Here is a 19380-nt window from a genome sequence, read left to right as displayed (position 1 = left end):
TCACAAGGGCTGTGCGAAGCATGGCTGGCCTTTCCTCATCGACCGGAGTTGTCATTCACATTAATACCCGCCCGCCGGGCGTGCCACTCCTTTAATCAACCCGCCGCGACGCGGCTGAGCCGCTCCCAGGCGCGATATTGCTCGGTACGGGCCTGTTCCATCTGCAGCACGATGTCGTAGGAGGCGCTACCGACGATCAGCCTTACCGGCGGCTCCGGCAGGTCGACCAGCTCCATGATGACGGGCGCGGCGGTGCTCGGGTCGGGGCCGGCCTCGTCGCCCCACATCTCGGCCAGCTTGGCGCGCAGCTCCGCGTAGGCCGGGTCGGGCTCGGTCGTGACGGTGCCCGTGGTGAACAGGCCGGTGTCGTAGCCGCCCATCTGCAGGATGGTGACCTTGACGCCGAACGGCGCGACCTCCATGGCCAGCGCCTCGCTGACGGAGTCGAGGGCCGCCTTGCCCGCCGCGTACATGCCGGTCGAGGCGAAGCCGCCGCCCGCGCCCATCGAGGTCACCTGGAGGAGGTGGCCGGAGCCCTGCGCCCGCAGATGCGGGACGACGGCCTGCGCGACCCAGACGGCGCCGAAGAAGTTGACGTCGAAATGGGCTCTGAGCTGCTCCTCCGTGGCTTCCTCTACCATGCCGAACAACAGGTTGCCCGCGTTGTTGACCACGACGTCGAGCCTGCCGAACGCGGCCACGGCGCGCTCGACCGTCTCGAAGACGGCGGCGCGGTCGGACACGTCGAGCGGCAGCCGTACGAGCCGGCCGGGATACTTCTGCGCCAGCTCCTCCAGCGGCTGCACGTTCCGCGACGCGGCCACGACGCGGTCTCCGGCGGCCAGCGCCGCCTCCGCGAACGCCCGTCCGAGGCCTCGCGACGCACCGGTGACGAACCATACTCGGGTCAAGATTCTCTCCTTGGGTCAAGAAGCGAGACGAGACGAACCGTCTCGCGGAATGCCCCAACTCTGAACCATGCCCGCCACGTTGTCAAGACGGACCGTCTCGTCTCGTCAGGCTGCTATGCTGCTTCGCATGCCGAAGCACCCCGATCCCGCCCGCCGCAACGAGCGCTCCCGCCAGGCCATCCTCGAAGCCGCCCGCGAGCTGGTCTCCGAGGTGGGTTATGCCAAGGTGTCCATCGAGGCCATCGCCGCCCGGGCCGGCGTGGGCAAGCAGACGATCTACCGCTGGTGGCGCTCGAAGGGGGCGGTGGTCTTCGACGCGTTCCTCGCGCTGAGCGAGGCGGGCGCGGACGGCGACATGGCGCTGCCCGACACCGGCGACCTCGAGGCCGACCTGAAGCTCGTCATGCGGGCGACGGCGGCGGAGTTCGCCGATCCGGCGTTCGAGGCGCCGATCAGGGCGCTCAACACGGAGATCATCAACGATCCCGACCTGGCCGCGCAGTACCGGGAACGGCTGGCCGCGCCGGTGGACGAGGCCAAGAAGGCCCGGCTGCGCAGCGCGCAGCGGGCCGGTCAGATCGCCGCCGACGCCGATCTCGACCTGGCTCTGGAGATCCTGTACGCGCCCCTCTACCAGCGCTGGCTGCACCGCTCGGGCCCGCTGACCCCCGAGTACGCCGACGCGCTGGTGGACCTCTTCCTCAAGGCCCTGCGCCCGATTTGACGTTGACGCCGCGTCAACGTCTTAACTGGGTGCATGCGGATCGGAGAGCTGGCCGCGCTGCTCGGGGTGTCCACCCGGACCGTGCGCCACTACCACCACCAGGGCGTGCTGCCGGAGCCGCCGCGCCTGGCCAACGGCTACCGCGAGTACGGCATGCGCGACGCCGTCGCCCTGGCCCGCGTCCGGCGCCTGGTCGAGCTGGGCCTGAGCCTGGACGAGGCCCGCGACGTCATCGCCGAGGACCGCTCCAGGGACCTGCCCGAGATCCTCGCAGAGATCGACGCGGACCTCGCCGCGCAGGAGCGGCAGATCGGCCGCCGCCGGGCCCGCCTGGCGCAGGTGCTGGCCCGCGCCGAGGACGGGACGCTCGGCCCCGACGACACCGCCTCGCCCGACCTGGTGGCCTTCCTGCGGGTGGTGGACGTGCCCGCGTCCAGGAGCGCCGCCTGGGACCGCGACCTGCTGGTGCTGATGGACAGCACGTCGGCGGCGGACAACCGGGAGCGGACGCTCGCCATGCTCGACACGCTGGCGGCCGACCCCGCGACGGCGGCGCGCGGCCAGGAGTTCTACCGCCGGCTGGACGAATTGGCCGACGCCGAGCCCGGCGACCCCCGGGTGGATCCGCTGGCCGCCGAGCTGGCGGACTACAGCGTGGAGCACGTGCTGCACGACATGCGGCCGGGCCCCGGCTGGGACCCGGCGCAACTGGAGCCGTTCCTGGAAGGGCTGGCCCCGGCGCAGGCGGAGGTCGTCCGCCGCGCCACCCACCTCATCGCGAGCAGAAAACTGCAATAGACTCCAAAATTGCAGTACAGTTCACCTTCATGACCGAAGGACTGCGCGAGCGCAAGAAGCGGCAGACCAGGCAGCGCATCTGCGAGGTGGCGATCGGCCTTTTCGTCGAGCGCGGCTTCGACCACGTCACGATCGCCGAGGTCGCCGCCGCCGCCGAGGTGTCGGTGAACACCGTCTACAACTACTTCCAGGCCAAGGAGGACCTGGTGCTGCCGCCCGAGGAGGCCTCGCCGCACCGCCTGGCCGACATCGTGCGCGAGCGCGCCCCCGGCCAGTCGGCGGCCGGCGCGGTGCTGGCCCGGCTGCGCCAGGAGGTGCGCGGGCGCGAGCGCCGGGTGGGCCTGACGGCCGGGTTCGGGCGGGTGCTGGAGATGATGCGGGCGGCGCCCACGCTCACCGCCCGGCTGGAGTCGCTCGGCCACCAGATGACCGACGCGCTGGCCGAGCTGCTGGCCGAGGAGAGCGGCGCGGCCCCCGGCGATCCGCTGCCGCGCGTGGTGGCCTGGCACATCGGCTGCCTGCACGCGCTGGTGCTGACCGAGATCGGCCGGCGCACGGCGGCGGGGGAGCGGCCCGAGGAGATCGCGCGGGCGGTGCTGGAGCTGCTGGACGCGGCCGAGAGCGTGCTGGGCGAGCGGGTCCTGTCCTATGGCGTACGAGGGGAGTGAATCGTGTTCAGGGTGACGATCAGAGGAAAGTTCAACGGGCTCGACGAGAAGGGCAGGGCCGCCGTGCTGGCGGCGTCCGGAGCCGCGTACACCGAGGCCGGGACGTTCACGCACGACGCGACCGTGTCGGTGTTCACCTTCCGCTGCCAGGTGCCGGTCGACGGCGACGAGGACGACGCGGGTCTCGGGGCGATGGCGGCCCTGGAGGCGTACCAGGTCCCGTACGAGATCCTGAAGCTCGCGGTGACCGACCTGCGGGACATCAAAATTCGCCGCAAGTCGGGGTGAAACTATCCGATCGGTCCGGACAGGTACGGGATGTCGGACCGATCGGATGAAAGAAGGCAGCGTGCACCACCATGACCGCAAGCAGCGTTTCGAGGTGATCTACGTTGCCCACTACGCCGACATCCTCGCCTACATCCGGCGCCGTACGACGTCCGCGGAGGACGCCGCCGACGCGCTCGCCGAGACGTTCGCCACCGCCTGGCGCCGCCTGGACGACCTCCCGCAGGGACCGGACGCGCGCCTGTGGCTGTTCGGCGTGGCCCGGCGCGTGCTGGCCAACGGCCGGCGCGCCGAGTCACGGCGCGGCGAGCTGGTGGAGCGGCTCGGACGGCAGCTCGCCGTGTGGGCGGAGCACACCCAGGCCCGCGAGAGCCTGGCGGGCGTGCGGGAGGCGTTCGGGCGGCTGAGCCCGGACGACCGGGAGATCCTCGCGCTGGCCGGCTGGGAGGGGCTGGGCTCCGACGACATCGCCACCGTGCTCGGCTGCTCGCGCCCCAACGCCAGGCTGCGGCTGCACCGGGCCCGCAAACGGCTGGCCAGGCACCTGGACGCGGCCGGCATCGACCTGGCCCGCATCGGCCTGCGCGCCGTCGCCATGACGAGGGGGATCCTGTGATGCACGAGATCGACCGGCTGGTGGCCGGCATCGCGCCCGATCCGGGCCCCGGCACGACGCCGATCGCCAGGGAGTTGCTGGAGGAGATCGTCTCCGTTCCGGTCCCCGAGCGCCGCCGCAGGTGGCAGGCGCTGCCCCGGCCGCGCAGGTGGGCGGCCGTGCCGGTGCTGGCCGCGCTGACGGCCCTGCTGTCCGTGGGCGTCGCGCAGGCGCCCGCCTCCGCCGCGCTGGACATCGAGGTGGTCGACGACCACTACGTGATCACCGTCAAGGACCTGATGGCCGAGCCCGAGGTCTACCAGCGCGAGCTGCGGGCCAGAGGCCTGGACATCACGCTCGACCTGGCGCCGACCTCCCCCAGCATGACGGGCCGGATCATCGTGATCAACGACATGGAACGGCTGATGTCCGGCAAGGCAGTGCCTGTCGAGGGGCCGATCACCACGATCGACGCCCCCGGCGCCTGCGAGCGGTTCGCGGGCTGCCCCATCGGGGTGAAGGTGCCGGTCGACTTCGACAAGAAGGCCGAGATCACGCTCGGCAGGCGGGCCCTGCCCGGCGAGCGGTACAGGATGCCGCCCGGCATCGCCCTGCCCGGCGAGCCGCTGCACTGCGTGGAGTTCGTCAACGAGAGCGTCACCGAGGTCTCGGCCCTGCTGCGCGAGCGTGGCGTCACGCCGTCGTACACCGCCTACGGCAAGCTCCCGGGTTTCGCGCCGCCCGGCGACTGGTTCGTGCACGACGGCGTCATGAGCGCCGACGGCCAGGCGCTCCTGCTGGTCGCCGCCGAGCCCGCCACCCGGCGCAAGCCGGAGTCCCGCTGCTGATCCCCATCCATGCGGCCATCTGTCATCCCAGATATGGGATATCATCCCAAATGTGGGAGACATGGATGCGAGGCTCGCCGACCGTCTCGCCGAGCTGCGCGTCGAGCGGGGCTGGCCGCTGGAGGAGCTGGCGCACCGCTCGGGCATCAGCCGCTCGACGCTGTCCAGGCTGGAACGCGGTGAGATCAGCCCGACGGCCGCCCTGCTGGGCAAGCTGTGCGAAGTGTACGGGCGGACGATGTCCCGGCTGCTGGCCGAGGTCGAGGAAGAGCCGCCGCAGGTCGTGACCGCCGGGGCGCAGCCGGTGTGGCGGGACGAGGAGTCGGGGTTCGTCCGCCGCTCGCTCTCCCCGCCGCACCCCGGGCTGCGTGGCGAGGTCGTCGAGGCGACACTGCGGCCGGGCGCCGACATCTCCTACGACGCGCCGCCCGTACCGGGGCTTGAGCAGCACATCTGGGCGCTCGAGGGAGCGGTGGAGATCACCGCGAACGGCCGCACGCACCTGCTGGAGGCGGGCGACTGCCTGCGCTTCCGCCTGTGGGGCGCCTCCCGCTTCCGCTGCCCAGGCCCTGTTCAGGCCCGTTACGCGATCTTCGTAGTCCTGCCGTGAGAAGGGATCACATGCGCACCATCGCCCGCCTGTCCGCGGAGGAGTTCGAGCACAGCGTCAAGGAGCTGGCGGACCTGCTGGTCGACGCCGTGGACGACGGCGCCTCGCTGGGGTTCGTGACCCCGTTCCGCCACGAGGCCGCGGCGGCGTGGTGGCGGGCGCAGGCGCCGGCGGTGGCGGCGGGCGGCCAGCTCGTGTGGGTGTGCCGGGTGGACGGCGTCCTGGCCGGCACCGTCAGCCTGATCCCGGCCGTCAAGGCCAACTCCCGGCACCGCGCCGAGGTCGTCAAGCTGATGGTGCACCGCGCCGCACGCGGCCAGGGCCTGTCGCGCGCCCTGCTGGCTACGGCCGAGCAGGCCGCCCTCGACGCCGGGGTCAGCCTGCTGATGCTGGACACCGAGACGGGCAGCACCGCCGAGCACGTCTACCTGTCCGGCGGCTGGACGCGCTTCGGCATCGTCCCCGACTACGCCGCCTCACCTGACGGCACCCTGCGCGACTGCAGCTTCTTCTTCAAGCGGCTGACGGACACCTAGGCGCGTGCGCCGCCCGCGTGTACGGTCAGGGCGCCCACACGTGTACGGTCAGGGCGCTCCGCCGGAAGGAGATCTCCGTGCGACTCATTCCCGCAGCAGCGATTCTGCTCCTCACCACCCTCCTCGCCGCCCCCGCCGCCGCCGAAGCCGGGTCCCCCGACCAGGTGCGGACGGACAAGGGCGTGGTCAAGGGCCAGGTGCTGGACGACCGCCGGGAGTTCAAGGGCATCCCGTACGCCGCGCCGCCCGTCGGCGAGCTGCGCTGGAAGGCGCCGCGACCGGCCGAGGCGTGGCGGGGCGTGCGTGACGCGACGGCCTTCGCCAGCCAGTGCGCGCAACCCGCCAACCCCTTCGGCAGCCCCGTGGCGACGTACGCCGAGGACTGCCTCTACCTCAACGTCACCGTCCCGCGCCGCGCGGGACGGCTGCCCGTGATGGTCTGGGTGCACGGCGGCGGCAACCTCACCGGCGACAGCGCCCTGTACGACGGCGCCAAGCTGGCCGTCGAGGGCGGCGTCGTGGTCGTCACCGTCAACTACCGGCTCGGCGTGCTGGGCTGGCTGGCCCACCCCGCGCTGGAGGCCGGCGAGCGCTACCAGAGCGGCAACTACGGGCTGCTCGACCAGCAGGCGGCGCTGCGCTGGGTGCGCCGCAACATCGCGGCCTTCGGCGGCGACCCCGGCAACGTGACCCTGTTCGGCGAGTCGGCCGGCGGCGCCGACACCTGCGCCAACCTGGCCTCGCCGACGGCGGCGGGCCTGTTCCACCGCGCGATCCCGCAGAGCTACAGCTGCGCCTGGCCGACCAGGACCGAGCAGGAGGCCGAGACGGCGGGCGCCCAATTCGCGGCGGCCGTGGGCTGCTCCGACGCCGCCTGCCTGCGCGCGCTGCCCGTGCCGACGATGCTGGAGAGCTACCAGGAGCAGAACCCGTACGCCGTCGCGGGGGCCGATCACGTGCTGCCCGCGCAGCCGTACGAGGCGTTCGCCTCGGGGCGCTACAACCGCATGCCGATCATCCACGGCAACACCCTGGACGAGATGCGGCTGTTCCTGTCGCTGCAGTTCCCGCAGCCGATCACGGTGGAGGAGTACGAGGGGTTCGTGCGCGCCACCTACGGCGACGACGCCGAGGCCGTGCTGGCCCGCTACCCTGCTTCGGCCTATCCGGACCTGCGGATCGCGGTCGCGACGCTGCTGACCGACTTCGGCTCGCCCCTGTCCACCTGCGGCCATCTGGACGCGCTCGGATTGTTCGCGCGCTCCGGCGTGCCGGTCTGGGGCTACCAGTTCGCCGACAGGACGGCGCCGTCGCTGATCGACGTGCCGGGGTTCGAGGAGGGCGCCTACCACGCCTCGGAGCTGGAGTACCTGTTCCCCGGCCTGCTGCCGGGCACCGGGCTGAATGCCGAGCAGGAGCGGCTGTCGGACGCCATGGTCGGTTTCTGGACGTCGTTCGCCGCCACCGGCCGTCCCAAGGCGGCGGGCTGGCCGCGCTACCGCTCGACGGGCGACGTGCTGAGCCTGGCGCCGGGGCCGGGCGGCATCCGCACGGTGGACCCGGCGAAGGCGAGCAACTGCGCGTTCTGGGCGTCGCTGGGCACCACGCCGCGCCTCAGCACAGGGATCGGGTGAGCTGGGCGCAGTCGGCTGAGGACGGGACTGGGCGAGCTCGTCCAGGCTCAGGACGGCGAGCGGGTGAGCTCGTCGAGGTCGGCTCAGGACAGGGAGCGGGTGAGTTCTTCGAGGTCGGCGAGGCGCCGGGTGGGCGCGAGCAGCGCGGCGGCGGCGACGAGCAGCAGCTCGGTGACCGCGATCTCGTGGGCGAGCGGCGCGATCGGGCCGCTCGCCTCGCGCGGCAGGCTGATCAGCACCTCCGCCTGGGCGGCCAGCGGTGATCCCCAGGCGTCGGTGACGAGCACCAGGCGCGCGCCCCGCTCGTGCGCGGCGCGCACGAAGCGGGCGGTGCCGGGGGAGTAGCGGCGGAAGTCGTAGGCCACGACCACGTCGGACGGCCCCAGGTCCAGCACCGTACGGGCGCGGGCGGGCGCGGGGCCGGGCACCCGGTGCGCGCCGGGCCGCAGGCTGGCGAGCTGGCGGATCAGGTATTCGGCCGCCAGCTCGCTGAGCGGGCCGCCGAGCGCCCACACGGTGCGCGCCTCGGCCAGCAGCGCGGCGACCTTGTCGCAGAGCGACTCGGGGACGGCGGCCAGCGTGCCGTCAAGCCCGGCCCGCAGGTCCTCCGCCGCCTGCCCGAGGTTCGTGGGCCCCGCGACGTGCTCCAGGAGCTGGGAACGGTCGCGGGCGCCGTGCCGCACGGCCGCCTGGAACGCGGCGAACCCGCCGAACCCGAGCCGGTCGAAGAGCCGCGAGGCCGTCGGCGGGCTCACCCCCGCCCGCTCGGCCAGGGCGCGCAGCGAGCCGAGCGCCGCGAACGGGTAGTCGTCGAGCAGCACGCGCACGACGGCGCGCTCCCCGGGCGGCAGCTCGGGATAGACGGCGCCGAGGCGGGCCGCGATCGGATCGTTCTCCACAATGACAAATGTTACATCAGCCCTCGTTTGACGACATATACGAAACGGGTGTTACGGTGCCGCCATGACTACCTGGCACGGCCTCATCGACAGCCCGTACCGGCGCTGGCTGCCGGTCACCCCCGACACCCCGTCCGTCTCGCTCAACGAGGGCAACACGCCGCTGCTGCGCTCGGCGCACCTGTCGGAGCTGACGGGATGCGAGGTCTGGCTGAAGGTGGAGGGCGCGAACCCGACGGGCTCGTTCAAGGACCGCGGCATGACGGTGGCGATCAGCCGCGCCGCCGAGGCCGGCGCCGAGGTCGTCATCTGCGCCTCCACGGGCAACACCAGCGCCTCGGCCGCCGCCTACGCCGCCCGCGCCGGGCTGAGCGCCGCCGTGCTGGTGCCCAGGAGCGGCGTCGCGCTGGGCAAGCTGAGCCAGGCCGTCCGGTACGGCGCCGAGATCGTGGAGATCGACGGCACCTTCGACGACTGCCTGCGGGTGGCCCGCGAGCTGGCCGCCCACCACCCGATCGCGCTGGTCAACTCGGTCGGCAACGAGCTGCGCCTGTCCGGGCAGCGCACGGTGGCGTACGAGATCGTGGACGCCCTCGGCGACGCGCCCGACGTGCACTGCCTGCCGGTGGGCAACGGCGGCAACATCACTGCCACCTGGGGCGGCTACCGCAACTACCGCGAGGCCGGGCTGTCGTCGCGGCTGCCGCGCCTGTGGGGCTTCCAGGCGGCGGGCGCGGCCCCGTTCGTCCGCGGCGAGCCCGTCGCCGCGCCCCGCACGGCGGCCACCGCGATCAACATCGGCCACCCGGCCACCTGGGACGGCGCGCTGGCCGCCCGCGACGAGTCGGACGGGTTCATCGCCGCGGTGACCGACGAGCAGATCTTCGCGGCGTACCGGCTGGTGGCCCGCCGTGACGGCGTCTTCGCCGAGCCCGCCTCCGCGGCCGGCGTGGCGGGCCTGCTCGACCTGCACGCCAGAGGCGGGCTGGAGCCCGGGCTGCGCATCGTGATCACGCTCAGCGGCAACGGGCTGAAGGACCTCGACGCGTCCCTGCGTGACGGTTACACCGCCACCGAGACCTCGGCCGCCACCTCCGACGTGGCCCGCGCCCTGCGCCTGGCCGCCTGAAACAACTAACAGTAACCGTTAGGCAACGTTATGTGACTACGGTCACGGGCACGAATGTCGCGACAAAGCCGACGAGGCGGCCGATACGGCCATATGCCTGCCCCTCCATCGGCGTATCGCGCCTGGCCGGCGATCTTCCCTTCCCGAGAGGAACGCCACCGTGCCCCCGATCCTGCCCCCGATCCTGCCTGCCCTGCGACGCGCGAGCGCCGCCGCCCTGCTGCTCACCGCCGGGGCGGCGGCACCCGCGTACGCACCGGAGACCGCTCCCTGCGAGCGCCACCTGAAGCCGGCCCACACCTACCACGCCCACCACCACACCTTCACCACCGACGACGCCGGGCGCCCCGTCGAGGCCCTGGCCAGGAAGCTCGCCGACAGGAGCGCCGCCCGCACCGGCTGCCAGGGCATCGTCGGCAACTGGGGCGGCAGCGGCGACTGGAACGGCGGCCACCTCATCGCCGCCTCCTTCGACGGCGTCGGCATGCGCTACAACCTCGTCCCCATGCAGGGCAGGCAGATCAACCAGGGCCTGATGAAAAGCGTCGAGGACGGCGCCCGCTCCTGCCTGGACGGCGAGGGCACCGTGGCCGACTACCGGGTGCGCCTGCGCTACCCCGACCGCGACACCCTCGCCCCCGACCAGATCACGATCAGCCTGTCGGCCCCCGCGAAGCTGGAGTTCGACCTGCCGAACCGCGCGCTGCCCGTCAAGGACTTCGAGGCCAGGCAGGAAAAGATCACCAAGGCGTTCCAGGAGGCCCGCTGCACTGTGCGGACGGTATCAATCACTCGCAGATGATCCGCCGGAAAGTTGTGGGATCCCTCCATGCCCGTCCGTGACCCGCGTGGTGTGGGATCGACTCCATGAAGAAACAGCGCGGGATCGCGACGCAGACCCTGGCGAGGGTGGCCGTGTTCGCGGCGCTCATCGCCGTCCTCGGCGTGCCGGGCACGTTGAACGTCTTCGGGGCCGCCGTTCCCATCACGCTCCAGACGATGGGCGTCATGCTGGCCGGGGTGATCCTGGGCACGTGGCGGGCCGCGCTGGCCGTCCTGGTGCTGCTCGTGCTGATCGCCGCCGGGCTGCCGCTGGCGGCCGGCGGGCGGGGCGGGCTCGGGTTGTTCACCGGGCCGTCGGCCGGGTTCCTGATCGGCTGGCTGCCCGGGGCGGCGGTGACCGGGTGGCTGACGGAGCGGGCCGGCCGCAGCCCGAGCACCTTGCAGCTGTTCGTGGCCTGCTTGGTAGGTTGCATCGGCGTGATCTACTTGTTCGGGATCCCCGTGTGGTCGCTCGTGGGCGGGATCCCGCTCGGCACGGCCGCGTTGAGCACCCTCCTGTTCCTGCCCGGCGACCTGCTCAAGGCGGGGCTGACCGCGGTCGTGGCCAGGGGCACGCAGCGGGCCTACCCCGACGCGGTGCCCGCCGTGCACCGGGAACGCGTGCGTTCGGGCTGGGGGCGTTGACCCCTTCATGCCCGTAGCACGACACGTCCTGGCGTACGCCGCCGAGCGGCCGTCCCGGCTCGCCGTGTGCGGTCCCGAGGGTGAGCTGACCTACGCCCGGTTCGCCGACAAGATCGAGGGCGCCGCGCGTCACCTGCGCGGGCGGGGCGTCGGGCCCGGCGCGCTGGTCGCCGTCGCCCTGGCCGACCCCGTGGAGCTGCTCACCGCCGTGCTGGCGGCCGACCTGGTAGGAGCCACGCCGCTGGTGGGCGATCCGGCCTGGGAGCGCGAGCGGTGGGACCAGATCACCGGCGAGGACCTCGCCGCCCGCATCGACACGCCCCTCCCGTCCGGCGCGGGCCCGTTCGATGCAGGTCCATCCGACGGGGGCTCGCTTGAGGCGGGCCTGTCCGAGGCGGGCCTGTCCGAGGCGGGCCCGTTCGACGCGGGCCTGTCCGTGTGGGGTGAGGCTCGGCCCGATGACCTGGCCTGGGCGTGCTTCAGCTCGGGCAGCACCGGCCGTCCCCGCGCCATCGTGCGCACCCGCGCCTCGTGGACCGGCTCCTACCCGCACCTCGACGCGCTGACCGGGATCAGCCCCGACGACGTCGTGCTGGTGCCCGGCCCGCTCGTCTCCTCCCTGTACTCCTTCGCCGCCCTGCACACCCTGGCCACCGGCGCGACGGCCCTCCTGCCCGGCCGCTGGCCTGGCCGATCCCTGGCCGACTGCCTGGACAGGGCGAGCGTCGTGCACGTGGTGCCGCACCGGCTGCCCGACGTGCTCGCGCGGCCCGGCTCCGTCCGCGTGGCCGTGGTCGGCGGCGCGGCGCTCGACGCCGGCACGCGGGCGGACGCCGCCGCGGCAGGGGTGCGCGTGGTGTCGTACTACGGGGCGACCGAGCTGTCGTTCGTGGCCGCCGACGTGGACGGGGGCGGGCTGCGTCCCTTTCCCTGCGTGGAGATCGAGGTACGAACCGGCGCCCACGGGCCGCTCGGCGAGGTGTGGGCCCGCTCGCCCTGGCTGTCGGAGGGATACCTGGCGGGCGCCGCCGGGCCGTTGCGGCGCGACGGTGACGGTTGGGTGACCGTCGGCGACCTGGCGGAGCCGTACCGGGTAGGACAGGTGCTGCGGCTGCGCGGGCGCGGCGACGGCGCCATCCAGACGGGCGGCGCCACCGTCGTGCCCGAGGACGTCGAGGAGGTGCTCAGGAAGGTGCCCGGCGTGGGCGACATCGTGGTGGTCGGGCTGCCGCACCCGTCGCTGGGCTCGGTCGTGACGGCCGTCGTCGAGGCGGAGCCCGCCCGGCAGCCGCCGCGCGCCCTGCTGGAGGCCACCGCCAGGGGCGGGCTGGACGCGGCGCAGCGGCCGCGCCGGTGGTTCGTGGTGCCGAGCCTGCCGCGCAACCCGACGGGCAAGCCCGCCCGCGCCCTGGTCGCCGACCGGCTGGCGGGCGGCGACCCCGAAATCAGGCGGCTGGTCTGACATGAACAGGTCGGAGATGAGCCGGGCTGACGGGGGTGACGCCCCCGTGGTGGTGGCGGCGCTGCGCACGCCCATCGGCACCGCCGGGCACGCCTACAAGGAGCTGACCGTCGACCGGCTGGCCGCCCCCGTGCTCGCCGCCGTGGCCGCGCGACTGCCCGGACGGCGGGTCGACGACGTGGTGCTGGGCAACTGCATGGGCCCCGGCGGGAACGTGGCCCGGGTGTCGGCGCTGGCCGCGGGCCTGGGACACGAGGTGCCCGGCCTGACGGTGGACCGGCAGTGCGGCAGCGGGCTGGCCGCGATCCTGGTGGCCGGGCAGGCCGTGCGCGCCGGCGAGGCGGACCTGGTGATCGCGGGCGGGGCAGAGAGCGCCTCGACCGCGCCGCTGCGCACGTTCAGAGGTGCGGAACGGCCGTACGAGCGGGCGCCGTTCACCCCCGGCGGCCATCCCGACCCCGACATGGGGCCGGCCGCGGAAGCGCTCGCGGCGGCGTACGGGATCGAGCGTGAACGCCAGGACGCCTACGCCTGCCGCAGCCACGCCCGCGCCCTGGCGGCCCGCCAGGCGGGCCGCTTCGAGCAGGAGATCGTGCCGATCGGCGAGCGCCGCGACGACCAGCGCCCGCGTCCGCTGCGCGCGGCGTCGCTGGCCCGCCTGCCTGCGGCGTTCGTCGCGGAAGGTACAGTGACGGCCGGTAACGCGTCCCCGGTCAGCGACGGCGCGGCGGCCGTGGCGATCGTGCCTGAGCGGCTGCGCGCGGGCCTGCCGGGGATGCGGCTGGTGGCCGGGGCCGTCGTCGGGTGCGATCCCGGGCTGCCCGGCTGGGGGCCTGTGCCGGCGATCCGCCGGGTGCTGGCGCGTACGGGGGTGGGATTGGAGCAGGTCGCGGCGGTGGAGATCGTGGAGGCGTTCGCGGCGCAGGTGCTGGCGGTGACGGACGCGCTCGGGCTCGACCCGCTGGGCGCCGACGCCGACCGGGTGTGCCCCGGCGGCGGGGCGCTGGCGCTCGGGCACCCGTGGGGGGCGACCGGGGCGGTCGTGGTGACCAGGCTGTTCAGCGGTCTCGTACGGGCCGCCGCCCCGCCGGGGACGCTGGGCCTGGCCGCGGCGGCCGTCGGCGGCGGGCTGGGCGTGGCCGCGCTGTTCGAGGTGGTCTGATGGCCATCGACTTCGCCGACGTGCACGTCCGGCTCGGTCAGCGCGACGTGCTGCGCGGCATCACCGCCTCCCTGCCCGAGCGGCGCGTCGGCGTGGTCGGCGCCAACGGCTCGGGCAAGAGCACGCTCGCCCGCCTGATCAACGGCCTGGCGCTGCCCACCTCCGGCAGCGTCACCGTGCTCGGCCTGGACACCCGCCGCCACGCCGCCAAGATCCGGCGCGGCGTCGGCTTCCTGTTCACCGACCCCGACGCGCAGATCGTGATGCCCACGGTGGCCGAGGACGTGGCGTTCTCGCTGCGCCGCAAGGGCCTGTCCCGCGAGGAGGTCGAGCGGCGCGTGACGGACGTCCTGTCCCGCTACCGTCTGGCCGATCACGCCGACCATCCCGCCCACCACCTGTCGGGCGGCCAGAAGCAGCTCCTGGCGCTCTGCTCGGTCATGGTGCTGGAGCCCGACATCCTGGTCATGGACGAGCCGACCACGCTGCTGGACCTGCGCCACTCGCGCCAGGTCGGCGAGCTGCTGCGGGACATGCCGCAGCAGGTGCTGGTGGTCACCCACGACCTGCCGCTGCTGTCCGGCTTCGATCGCGTGCTGGTGCTGGACGAGGGCCGCGTCGTCGCCGACGGCTCCCCGCAGGAGGCCGTCGGCCACTACAGGAAGCTCATGGCGTGAGTGGCCTGAACAGCCTGACCGGCGCCTACGTCCCCGGCTCGTCCGTCCTGCACCGCCTGCCCGCCGGCGTCAAGCTGGCCGCGCTCGCCGCGGCCTGCACCACCCTCGTGCTGCTGCGCACGCCCGCGGCCCTGGCCGTGGCAGCGGCGGTGACCGCGGCCCTGTACGCGCTGTCGCGGGTGGGCGTGGCGGCGGCGTGGGCGCAGGTCAGGCCGGTGCGGTGGTTCGCGGTGGCGCTGTTCGGGATGCAGCTCGTCTTCGCCGGCCTCGACGGGGCGATCTCGACGACGCTGCGGGTGGTGCTGGCCGTGGCGCTGGCCGGGCTGGTCACGCTCACCACCCGCACGGCCGACATGATGCGGACGCTGGAGTGGTGCCTGTCGCCGGTCAGGTTCGTGGGGCTTGACCCGTTCCGGCTGTCGCTGTTGCTGTCGCTGACCGTGCGCAGCGTGCCGGTGGTGGCGGGGCTGGCCGCCCGCGTCAGGGAGGCGCAGCGGGCCAGGGGCGTCGAGCGCAGCCTGCGGGCGTTCGCGGTGCCGCTGGTGGTCAGCTCACTGCGGCACGCCGACGCGCTGGGGGAGGCGCTCAGCGCTCGCGGCCTGGACGACTGATCCTCTTATGCCGGGCTTGACTTATATAAGCCGCGACTGAAACACTTCGGGCCGTGCACGCATTCGACGTCCTCGGCGATCCGGTCCGCCGCCGGATCCTGGAGCTGCTCGCAGGCGGTGAGCGCAGCTCCGGAGACGTCACCGCCGTCATCCAGCGCGAGTTCGGCATCTCCCAGCCCGCCGTCTCCCAGCACCTGCGGGTGCTGCGGGACAACGGGTTCGCCAGCGTCCGGTCCCAGGGCACCCGGCGCCTCTACGCCGTGGAGGCGGGGCCGCTCCAGGAGGTCGACCTCTGGCTGGAGCGCTTCAGGGGTTTCTGGGACCAGCGCCTGGACGCGCTGGCCACGGAGCTGGCCCGGGGCAACCGCGAACGCCGTCTGAACAGCGAGAAGAAGGACAACCCATGAAGATGATCGACCAGCTCACCCAGGCACACCGCGAGCTCACCGACGGCACCCGCAAGGTCGTCGTGCTGCGCCGCCACTACGACGCCGAGGTCGAGGACGTCTGGCAGGCCTGCACCGACCCCGACCGGCTCAGCCGCTGGTTCATGCCCATCAGCGGCGACCTGCGCCTGGGCGGCACGTACCAGCTCGAAGGCAACGCCGGCGGCGAGATCCTGCGCTGCGAGCCGCCGAGCCTGCTCAAGGTCTCCTGGCTGTTCGGCCCCGACCCCGGCTTCTCCGAGGTCGAGGTGCGCCTGGCCGCCAAGGACGGCGGCACCCTGTTCGAGCTGACCCACACCGCCGAGCCGCCCGAGGAGTTCTGGGGGCAGTTCGGGCCCGGCGCCGTCGGCGTCGGCTGGGACCTGGCCCTGCTCGGACTCGCCCTGCACCTGGCGGGCGGCGAGAAGGTCGAGGAGGCGAGCTTCCACCTCACCGAGGAGGGCCGCGCCTACATCCTCGGCAGCACCCAGGCGTGGGGAGAGGCCCACCGGGCCGCGGGGGCCCCGGCCGGCCACGTCGCCGCCACGGTCGCCGCGACCAGCGCGTTCTACGCCCCCGAAGAAGGCTCCTGATGAAGATCACCACGTTCCTGATGTTCCAGAACGGCGACGCCGAGGAGGCGATGAACCTCTACGTGTCGCTGTTCGACGACGGCAAGGTGGTCGCCGTCGAGCGCTTCGGGCCGGGGGAGGACGGGGCGGAGGGCACGGTGAAGCAGGCCGTGTTCTCGCTGGCCGGGCAGGAGTACCGGTGCTTCGACAGCCCGCCCGTGCACGGCTTCACCTTCACGCCGTCGATGTCGCTGTTCGTGGAGTGCGACAGTGACGAGCAGCTTCAGCGGCTGTACGACGCGCTGGGTGAGGGCAGGCAGGCGCTCATGCCGCTCGGGTCGTACGGGTTCAGCACGAAGTTCGGCTGGGTCAACGACCGCTTCGGCGTCTCGTGGCAGCTCAACCTGGCGTGAGGTCGGCCGCCGCTTAGGATCTTGCGCATGGAGCGGATTCTGGCGGCGGCCTCGGCCGCTCTCGGCGAAAGGCTCGACCACCCGGCGGACCTGGGCGGCAGCACCCGCAGCCAGGTGCTGCGCTGCGAGCGGGCCGGCGGCGGCACCGCCCCGAGCCTGGCCGACCTGCTCCTCGGCGACTCGCCGCAGGCCGCCGAGGAGGGCCTGCTCACCTGGGCGAGCACGTGCGGCCGCCTCGCCGTCTCCGCCGCGGACCGCCGCGCCGAGTGGGAACGCTCGTACACCGCCTACGCCCAGCCCGGCGCCCGCCCCGGCTACCTCGACCGCGCGCGGGCGACCTGCCGGGCGTACGCGAGGCGGTGCGGGCCTGGCTGGACGAGACCGCCGGATGGGATGTCGCCGACCTCCCGCATTATCCGGGTTTCGCGATGGGGGAGACGCGCCGGTGATCAGTGGCGTCGGGACGCCCGCTGAGGGCACGGCACGTCACGACGCGCGCATCGCCCCTGGTCAAGGCTCGCGGCTCAGGAGGGGCGTCGCGTCGCCTGTTCGACGGCGGCGCGGAACAGCTCACGGAACCGATCCGGGGCGTCCAGCCAGGGGTGGTGTCCCGCGTCCTGGATGATCGCGACCTCGCAGCCGAGCCGCGCGCCGAGCCGCCGCAGCGCGCCGGACGGGCGGCTGTCGCCCTCCCCGCCGATGATCACCGCATGGGCGGGCAGCCGCTCGCGAAGCTCGTCCACGCGCGCCTCCAGCGGATCCGCCTTCTCCGACGCCCTGACCTGGGCGTTCATCACGTAGTTGACGGGCCGCCACGCGCGGGCGGCGGCCAGCGCCCACTCCCACGCCCGGTCCCGGTCGGCGTGGTCGGTGAACCAGGACAGCGTGAGGTACTCGATCTCCTCGTCCTCGGTACGCGACGCGATCGCCTCCAGCTCGTCGAGCCTGGCCTGCTGCTCGCCGGTGCGCCGGGCGAGCTGGGCCGCCCGGTCGGCCTCCCGCCACGGGTCCAGGAAGGGCCCGGCGAGCTGGATCAGCCCGGCCACCCGCCCGGGATGGGCGAGCAGGAAGTAGGCGGCCAGGTCCGTCCCGTACGAGTGCCCCACCAGGACGGCCCGTTCGTGCCCCCACGCGTCGAGCAGCGACGCGAGGTCCTGGACGTGGCGGGCGACGGTGTGCTCGCCCTTCCAGGACGACCCGCCCGCGCCGCGCTGGTCGTAGCGGTGGACGGGGCACAGGTCGTCGATGAGGCCGGCGACCGGGGCGAGGTAGTCGGGCAGCCCAGGGCCGCCGTGCAGCAGGACCACGGGCAGCCTGCCGGAGGCGGCGGGGCCGGTGGTCCAGGTGCGCAGCCGTGTGCCGTCAGCCAGTTCGATCATGGGCGTGAACTGTAGTCCAGCGGGAGGTCAGACCAGGCTCTGGCCGCCGTCCACCGTCAGCACCGTCCCGGTCATGAAGTTGTTGGCCATGAGGAACAGCGTCGCCGAGGCGGCCTCCTCCGCCGTGGCGAAGCGTCCCAGCAGCGCGCTCTGCCCGGCCGCCGCCACGGCCGCGTCGTCGGCCAGGCCCATCGCGCCGCGCGACAGCGGCGTGTCCACGACCCCGTACCTGACGGCGTTGACGCGCAGCCGGCGCGGCGCCAGCTCGACCGCCAGCGCCCGGGTGAGGCCCTCGACGGCGCCGATGCTCGCGATGGCCGCGGACGCGCCGGGGATGGGGCGGGTCAGGTAGAGGCCGGAGCTGAAGGTGATCGAGCCGCCGGCGGGCAGGCGGCGGGCGGCGGCCCTGGCTGCGCCGTACGCGCCCCAGATCCGCCCGTCCACGTTGGCGCGCACCTGCTCGCCCGGGGTGTCCAGCAGCGCTCCGGCGCTGAAGCCGCCCGCCGTCACCAGCACGTGGTCGACCTGGCCGGCCTGGTCGAGCACCTGCTCCAGGACGTTCTCGTCGTTCCCGTCGCCGGCGACGCCGGTCACGGAGGCGTCAGGCGTCGTACGGAGCCGGTCCACGGCGGCGGCCAGGCGGGCGGCGTCGCGGCCGACGAGCGTCACGCGGGCGCCGACGGAGGTCAGCAGCGCGCCGGCGGCCAGCCCGATGCCGGAGCTGCCGCCGACGATCACCACGCCGCGGCCTTGCAGGGCGGAGGGCAGGGGCGAGGAGACGGGCATCGGGGCGACGGCGGTGGTGGTCGACATGAGCAAAACTCCTTAGGACCGGAAATAAACCATCTGGTTGGTTTACCGACGGGCACCACCATGGCGCACGATCGCCCAATAAGTCAACTGGATGGTTTATTCTGCTTCCATGACGTACGACGCGGATGCCACCCGGCAGCGGATCTTCGAGGCCGCCACGGCCGAGTTCGCCGAGAACGGGCTGGCCGGCGCCAGGATCGACCGCATCGCCACCGCCGCCCGCGCCAACAAACAGGCCATCTACCTGTACTTCGGCGGCAAGGAGAAGCTCTTCGGCGCGGTCGTGCGGGCCAAGATGGACGAGATCTGCCACACGCTGACCCTCGACCCGCGCACCCTGCCCGAGGCGGTGGGGCAGCTCTACGACTGGTACCACGAGCATCCCGAGCTGATCCGCCTGCTGCTGTGGGAGGCGCTGGAGGCCGGTGACGACCGGGTCGAGGGCGAGGAGGAACGCCGCGACTCCTACCGCGAGCACGTGGCCGGGCTGCAGACCACCGGCCTGCCGGACCGGGCGACGGCGCAGGACTGGCTGTTCACCGTCCTGGGGCTGGTGGCGTGGAACTTCGCGGTGCCGCAGGTGCGGCGGCTCATCCTGGACGAGCCCGACCCCGAGCGCGCTGTTGCCCGCCGCCGGGAGGTGGTGGTGGAGCTGGCGCGGGTGCTGGCCGATCAGGTGACAGGCGCCGCTTCACGCGCCTGACCGGCCGCGCCGCTTCAGCGCCGTCGGCGGATCTTGAGGTGGGCCCGCTGCCGCGT

The 19380-nt window shown here is 73.4% G+C and carries 25 protein-coding genes; 21 read left to right on the top strand and 4 right to left on the bottom strand.

The window, feature by feature from the left end; translation table 11 throughout:
- Positions 1 to 95: 95 nt before the first annotated feature.
- Positions 96 to 911 (bottom strand): SDR family NAD(P)-dependent oxidoreductase, encoded by an 816-nt coding sequence (locus tag ABD331_RS18795; protein WP_344476367.1) that lies wholly within the window; start codon positions 909 to 911, stop codon positions 96 to 98.
- 127 nt (positions 912 to 1038) lie between these two features.
- On the opposite strand from ABD331_RS18795, the gene ABD331_RS18790 reads away from it, so the two are divergent.
- The 9 genes from ABD331_RS18790 (at position 1039) to ABD331_RS18750 (ending at position 7612) form a co-directional block, all read left to right on the top strand.
- Positions 1039 to 1635, top strand: coding sequence for a TetR/AcrR family transcriptional regulator (locus tag ABD331_RS18790; RefSeq protein WP_344476365.1), 597 nt, complete (start codon positions 1039 to 1041; stop codon positions 1633 to 1635).
- A gap of 33 nt (positions 1636 to 1668) precedes the next feature.
- On the top strand, positions 1669 to 2433 hold the full coding sequence (locus ABD331_RS18785) for a MerR family transcriptional regulator (protein WP_344476363.1): 765 nt from the start codon (positions 1669 to 1671) through the stop codon (positions 2431 to 2433).
- 29 nt (positions 2434 to 2462) lie between these two features.
- Positions 2463 to 3101: a TetR/AcrR family transcriptional regulator gene (locus ABD331_RS18780; RefSeq protein ID WP_344476361.1), complete on the top strand. Its 639-nt coding sequence runs from the start codon at positions 2463 to 2465 to the stop codon at positions 3099 to 3101.
- 12 nt (positions 3102 to 3113) lie between these two features.
- Positions 3114 to 3389 (top strand): DUF6204 family protein, encoded by a 276-nt coding sequence (locus tag ABD331_RS18775; protein WP_344476359.1) that lies wholly within the window; start codon positions 3114 to 3116, stop codon positions 3387 to 3389.
- Between the two features lie 61 nt (positions 3390 to 3450).
- Positions 3451 to 4005: an RNA polymerase sigma factor gene (locus ABD331_RS18770; RefSeq protein ID WP_344476357.1), complete on the top strand. Its 555-nt coding sequence runs from the start codon at positions 3451 to 3453 to the stop codon at positions 4003 to 4005.
- A complete protein-coding gene (locus ABD331_RS18765; RefSeq protein ID WP_344476355.1) occupies positions 4005 to 4832 on the top strand; it encodes a hypothetical protein in 828 nt (275 codons plus the stop codon). The genes ABD331_RS18770 and ABD331_RS18765 overlap by 1 nt, the downstream gene beginning before the upstream one ends.
- Positions 4833 to 4893: 61 nt before the next feature.
- Positions 4894 to 5442 (top strand): helix-turn-helix domain-containing protein, encoded by a 549-nt coding sequence (locus tag ABD331_RS18760; RefSeq protein ID WP_344476353.1) that lies wholly within the window; start codon positions 4894 to 4896, stop codon positions 5440 to 5442.
- Between the two features lie 11 nt (positions 5443 to 5453).
- Entirely contained in the window at positions 5454 to 5978 is a 525-nt protein-coding gene (locus ABD331_RS18755; RefSeq protein ID WP_344476351.1) for a GNAT family N-acetyltransferase, read from the top strand.
- A 77-nt stretch (positions 5979 to 6055) separates the two neighbouring features.
- Positions 6056 to 7612, top strand: coding sequence for a carboxylesterase/lipase family protein (locus ABD331_RS18750; protein WP_344476349.1), 1557 nt, complete (start codon positions 6056 to 6058; stop codon positions 7610 to 7612).
- A gap of 83 nt (positions 7613 to 7695) precedes the next feature.
- Here ABD331_RS18750 and ABD331_RS18745 read toward each other — a convergent pair whose 3' ends face one another.
- Entirely contained in the window at positions 7696 to 8511 is an 816-nt protein-coding gene (locus ABD331_RS18745; RefSeq protein ID WP_344476347.1) for a MurR/RpiR family transcriptional regulator, read from the bottom strand.
- 64 nt (positions 8512 to 8575) lie between these two features.
- Between ABD331_RS18745 and thrC the strand changes: the two genes are divergently transcribed.
- The 11 genes from thrC (at position 8576) to ABD331_RS18690 (ending at position 16903) form a co-directional block, all read left to right on the top strand.
- Complete coding sequence (gene thrC / locus ABD331_RS18740) at positions 8576 to 9640, top strand: threonine synthase (RefSeq protein ID WP_344476345.1); 1065 nt, start codon at positions 8576 to 8578, stop codon at positions 9638 to 9640.
- 160 nt (positions 9641 to 9800) lie between these two features.
- Positions 9801 to 10442, top strand: coding sequence for a DNA/RNA non-specific endonuclease (locus ABD331_RS18735; RefSeq protein WP_344476342.1), 642 nt, complete (start codon positions 9801 to 9803; stop codon positions 10440 to 10442).
- A 65-nt stretch (positions 10443 to 10507) separates the two neighbouring features.
- Positions 10508 to 11107: a biotin transporter BioY gene (locus tag ABD331_RS18730; protein ID WP_344476340.1), complete on the top strand. Its 600-nt coding sequence runs from the start codon at positions 10508 to 10510 to the stop codon at positions 11105 to 11107.
- A gap of 7 nt (positions 11108 to 11114) precedes the next feature.
- Positions 11115 to 12569 (top strand): class I adenylate-forming enzyme family protein, encoded by a 1455-nt coding sequence (locus tag ABD331_RS18725; protein WP_344476338.1) that lies wholly within the window; start codon positions 11115 to 11117, stop codon positions 12567 to 12569.
- Positions 12570 to 12585: 16 nt separating this feature from the next.
- Positions 12586 to 13731 carry a thiolase family protein gene (locus ABD331_RS18720; protein WP_344476336.1) on the top strand — a complete coding sequence of 382 codons (1146 nt, stop codon included), beginning with the start codon at positions 12586 to 12588 and terminating at the stop codon, positions 13729 to 13731.
- Positions 13731 to 14408 (top strand): energy-coupling factor ABC transporter ATP-binding protein, encoded by a 678-nt coding sequence (locus ABD331_RS18715; RefSeq protein WP_344476334.1) that lies wholly within the window; start codon positions 13731 to 13733, stop codon positions 14406 to 14408. The genes ABD331_RS18720 and ABD331_RS18715 overlap by 1 nt, the downstream gene beginning before the upstream one ends.
- Positions 14405 to 15019, top strand: coding sequence for an energy-coupling factor transporter transmembrane component T family protein (locus ABD331_RS18710; RefSeq protein ID WP_344476332.1), 615 nt, complete (start codon positions 14405 to 14407; stop codon positions 15017 to 15019). The genes ABD331_RS18715 and ABD331_RS18710 overlap by 4 nt, the downstream gene beginning before the upstream one ends.
- A 53-nt stretch (positions 15020 to 15072) precedes the next feature.
- Positions 15073 to 15426 carry an ArsR/SmtB family transcription factor gene (locus ABD331_RS18705; protein ID WP_148437412.1) on the top strand — a complete coding sequence of 118 codons (354 nt, stop codon included), beginning with the start codon at positions 15073 to 15075 and terminating at the stop codon, positions 15424 to 15426.
- Positions 15423 to 16037, top strand: coding sequence for an SRPBCC family protein (locus ABD331_RS18700; protein ID WP_344476327.1), 615 nt, complete (start codon positions 15423 to 15425; stop codon positions 16035 to 16037). Before ABD331_RS18705 ends, ABD331_RS18700 begins: the two co-directional genes overlap by 4 nt.
- On the top strand, positions 16037 to 16429 hold the full coding sequence (locus ABD331_RS18695; protein WP_344476325.1) for a VOC family protein: 393 nt from the start codon (positions 16037 to 16039) through the stop codon (positions 16427 to 16429). Before ABD331_RS18700 ends, ABD331_RS18695 begins: the two co-directional genes overlap by 1 nt.
- Before the next feature lie 27 nt (positions 16430 to 16456).
- Positions 16457 to 16903, top strand: a complete 447-nt coding sequence (locus ABD331_RS18690) for a hypothetical protein (RefSeq protein ID WP_344476323.1) — start codon at positions 16457 to 16459, stop codon at positions 16901 to 16903.
- 50 nt (positions 16904 to 16953) lie between these two features.
- Here ABD331_RS18690 and ABD331_RS18685 read toward each other — a convergent pair whose 3' ends face one another.
- Complete coding sequence (locus ABD331_RS18685; protein WP_344476321.1) at positions 16954 to 17808, bottom strand: alpha/beta fold hydrolase; 855 nt, start codon at positions 17806 to 17808, stop codon at positions 16954 to 16956.
- Positions 17809 to 17835: 27 nt separating this feature from the next.
- The gene (locus ABD331_RS18680; RefSeq protein WP_344476318.1) at positions 17836 to 18621 is read right to left on the bottom strand and encodes an SDR family oxidoreductase; all 786 of its coding nucleotides are present in this window, start codon (positions 18619 to 18621) and stop codon (positions 17836 to 17838) included.
- Between the two features lie 109 nt (positions 18622 to 18730).
- On the opposite strand from ABD331_RS18680, the gene ABD331_RS18675 reads away from it, so the two are divergent.
- The gene (locus ABD331_RS18675) at positions 18731 to 19324 is read left to right on the top strand and encodes a TetR/AcrR family transcriptional regulator (protein WP_344476316.1); all 594 of its coding nucleotides are present in this window, start codon (positions 18731 to 18733) and stop codon (positions 19322 to 19324) included.
- Positions 19325 to 19380: the final 56 nt, after the last annotated feature.

The sequence above is a fragment of the Nonomuraea monospora genome (genome assembly GCF_039531895.1).
GTDB classification, from domain to species: domain Bacteria; phylum Actinomycetota; class Actinomycetes; order Streptosporangiales; family Streptosporangiaceae; genus Nonomuraea; species Nonomuraea monospora.
Note: the sequence above shows the minus strand (reverse complement) of the source record. Positions and strands in the feature narration are given on the sequence as shown.

Bases quoted from the DNA above. Each gene is read 5' to 3' on its own strand.
- ABD331_RS18720 (WP_344476336.1), top strand. From the start codon at position 12,586: ATGAGCCGGGCTGACGGGGGTGACGCCCCCGTGGTGGTGGCGGCGCTG.
- ABD331_RS18785 (WP_344476363.1), top strand. From the start codon at position 1,669: ATGCGGATCGGAGAGCTGGCCGCGCTGCTCGGGGTGTCCACCCGGACC.
- ABD331_RS18760 (WP_344476353.1), top strand. From the start codon at position 4,894: ATGGATGCGAGGCTCGCCGACCGTCTCGCCGAGCTGCGCGTCGAGCGG.
- ABD331_RS18725 (WP_344476338.1), top strand. From the start codon at position 11,115: ATGCCCGTAGCACGACACGTCCTGGCGTACGCCGCCGAGCGGCCGTCC.
- ABD331_RS18675 (WP_344476316.1), top strand. From the start codon at position 18,731: ATGACGTACGACGCGGATGCCACCCGGCAGCGGATCTTCGAGGCCGCC.
- ABD331_RS18685 (WP_344476321.1), bottom strand. From the start codon at position 17,808: ATGATCGAACTGGCTGACGGCACACGGCTGCGCACCTGGACCACCGGC.
- ABD331_RS18700 (WP_344476327.1), top strand. From the start codon at position 15,423: ATGAAGATGATCGACCAGCTCACCCAGGCACACCGCGAGCTCACCGAC.
- ABD331_RS18790 (WP_344476365.1), top strand. From the start codon at position 1,039: ATGCCGAAGCACCCCGATCCCGCCCGCCGCAACGAGCGCTCCCGCCAG.
- thrC (WP_344476345.1), top strand. From the start codon at position 8,576: ATGACTACCTGGCACGGCCTCATCGACAGCCCGTACCGGCGCTGGCTG.
- ABD331_RS18730 (WP_344476340.1), top strand. From the start codon at position 10,508: ATGAAGAAACAGCGCGGGATCGCGACGCAGACCCTGGCGAGGGTGGCC.
- ABD331_RS18765 (WP_344476355.1), top strand. From the start codon at position 4,005: ATGCACGAGATCGACCGGCTGGTGGCCGGCATCGCGCCCGATCCGGGC.
- ABD331_RS18680 (WP_344476318.1), bottom strand. From the start codon at position 18,621: ATGTCGACCACCACCGCCGTCGCCCCGATGCCCGTCTCCTCGCCCCTG.
- ABD331_RS18755 (WP_344476351.1), top strand. From the start codon at position 5,454: ATGCGCACCATCGCCCGCCTGTCCGCGGAGGAGTTCGAGCACAGCGTC.
- ABD331_RS18780 (WP_344476361.1), top strand. From the start codon at position 2,463: ATGACCGAAGGACTGCGCGAGCGCAAGAAGCGGCAGACCAGGCAGCGC.
- ABD331_RS18690 (WP_344476323.1), top strand. From the start codon at position 16,457: ATGGAGCGGATTCTGGCGGCGGCCTCGGCCGCTCTCGGCGAAAGGCTC.
- ABD331_RS18715 (WP_344476334.1), top strand. From the start codon at position 13,731: ATGGCCATCGACTTCGCCGACGTGCACGTCCGGCTCGGTCAGCGCGAC.
- ABD331_RS18695 (WP_344476325.1), top strand. From the start codon at position 16,037: ATGAAGATCACCACGTTCCTGATGTTCCAGAACGGCGACGCCGAGGAG.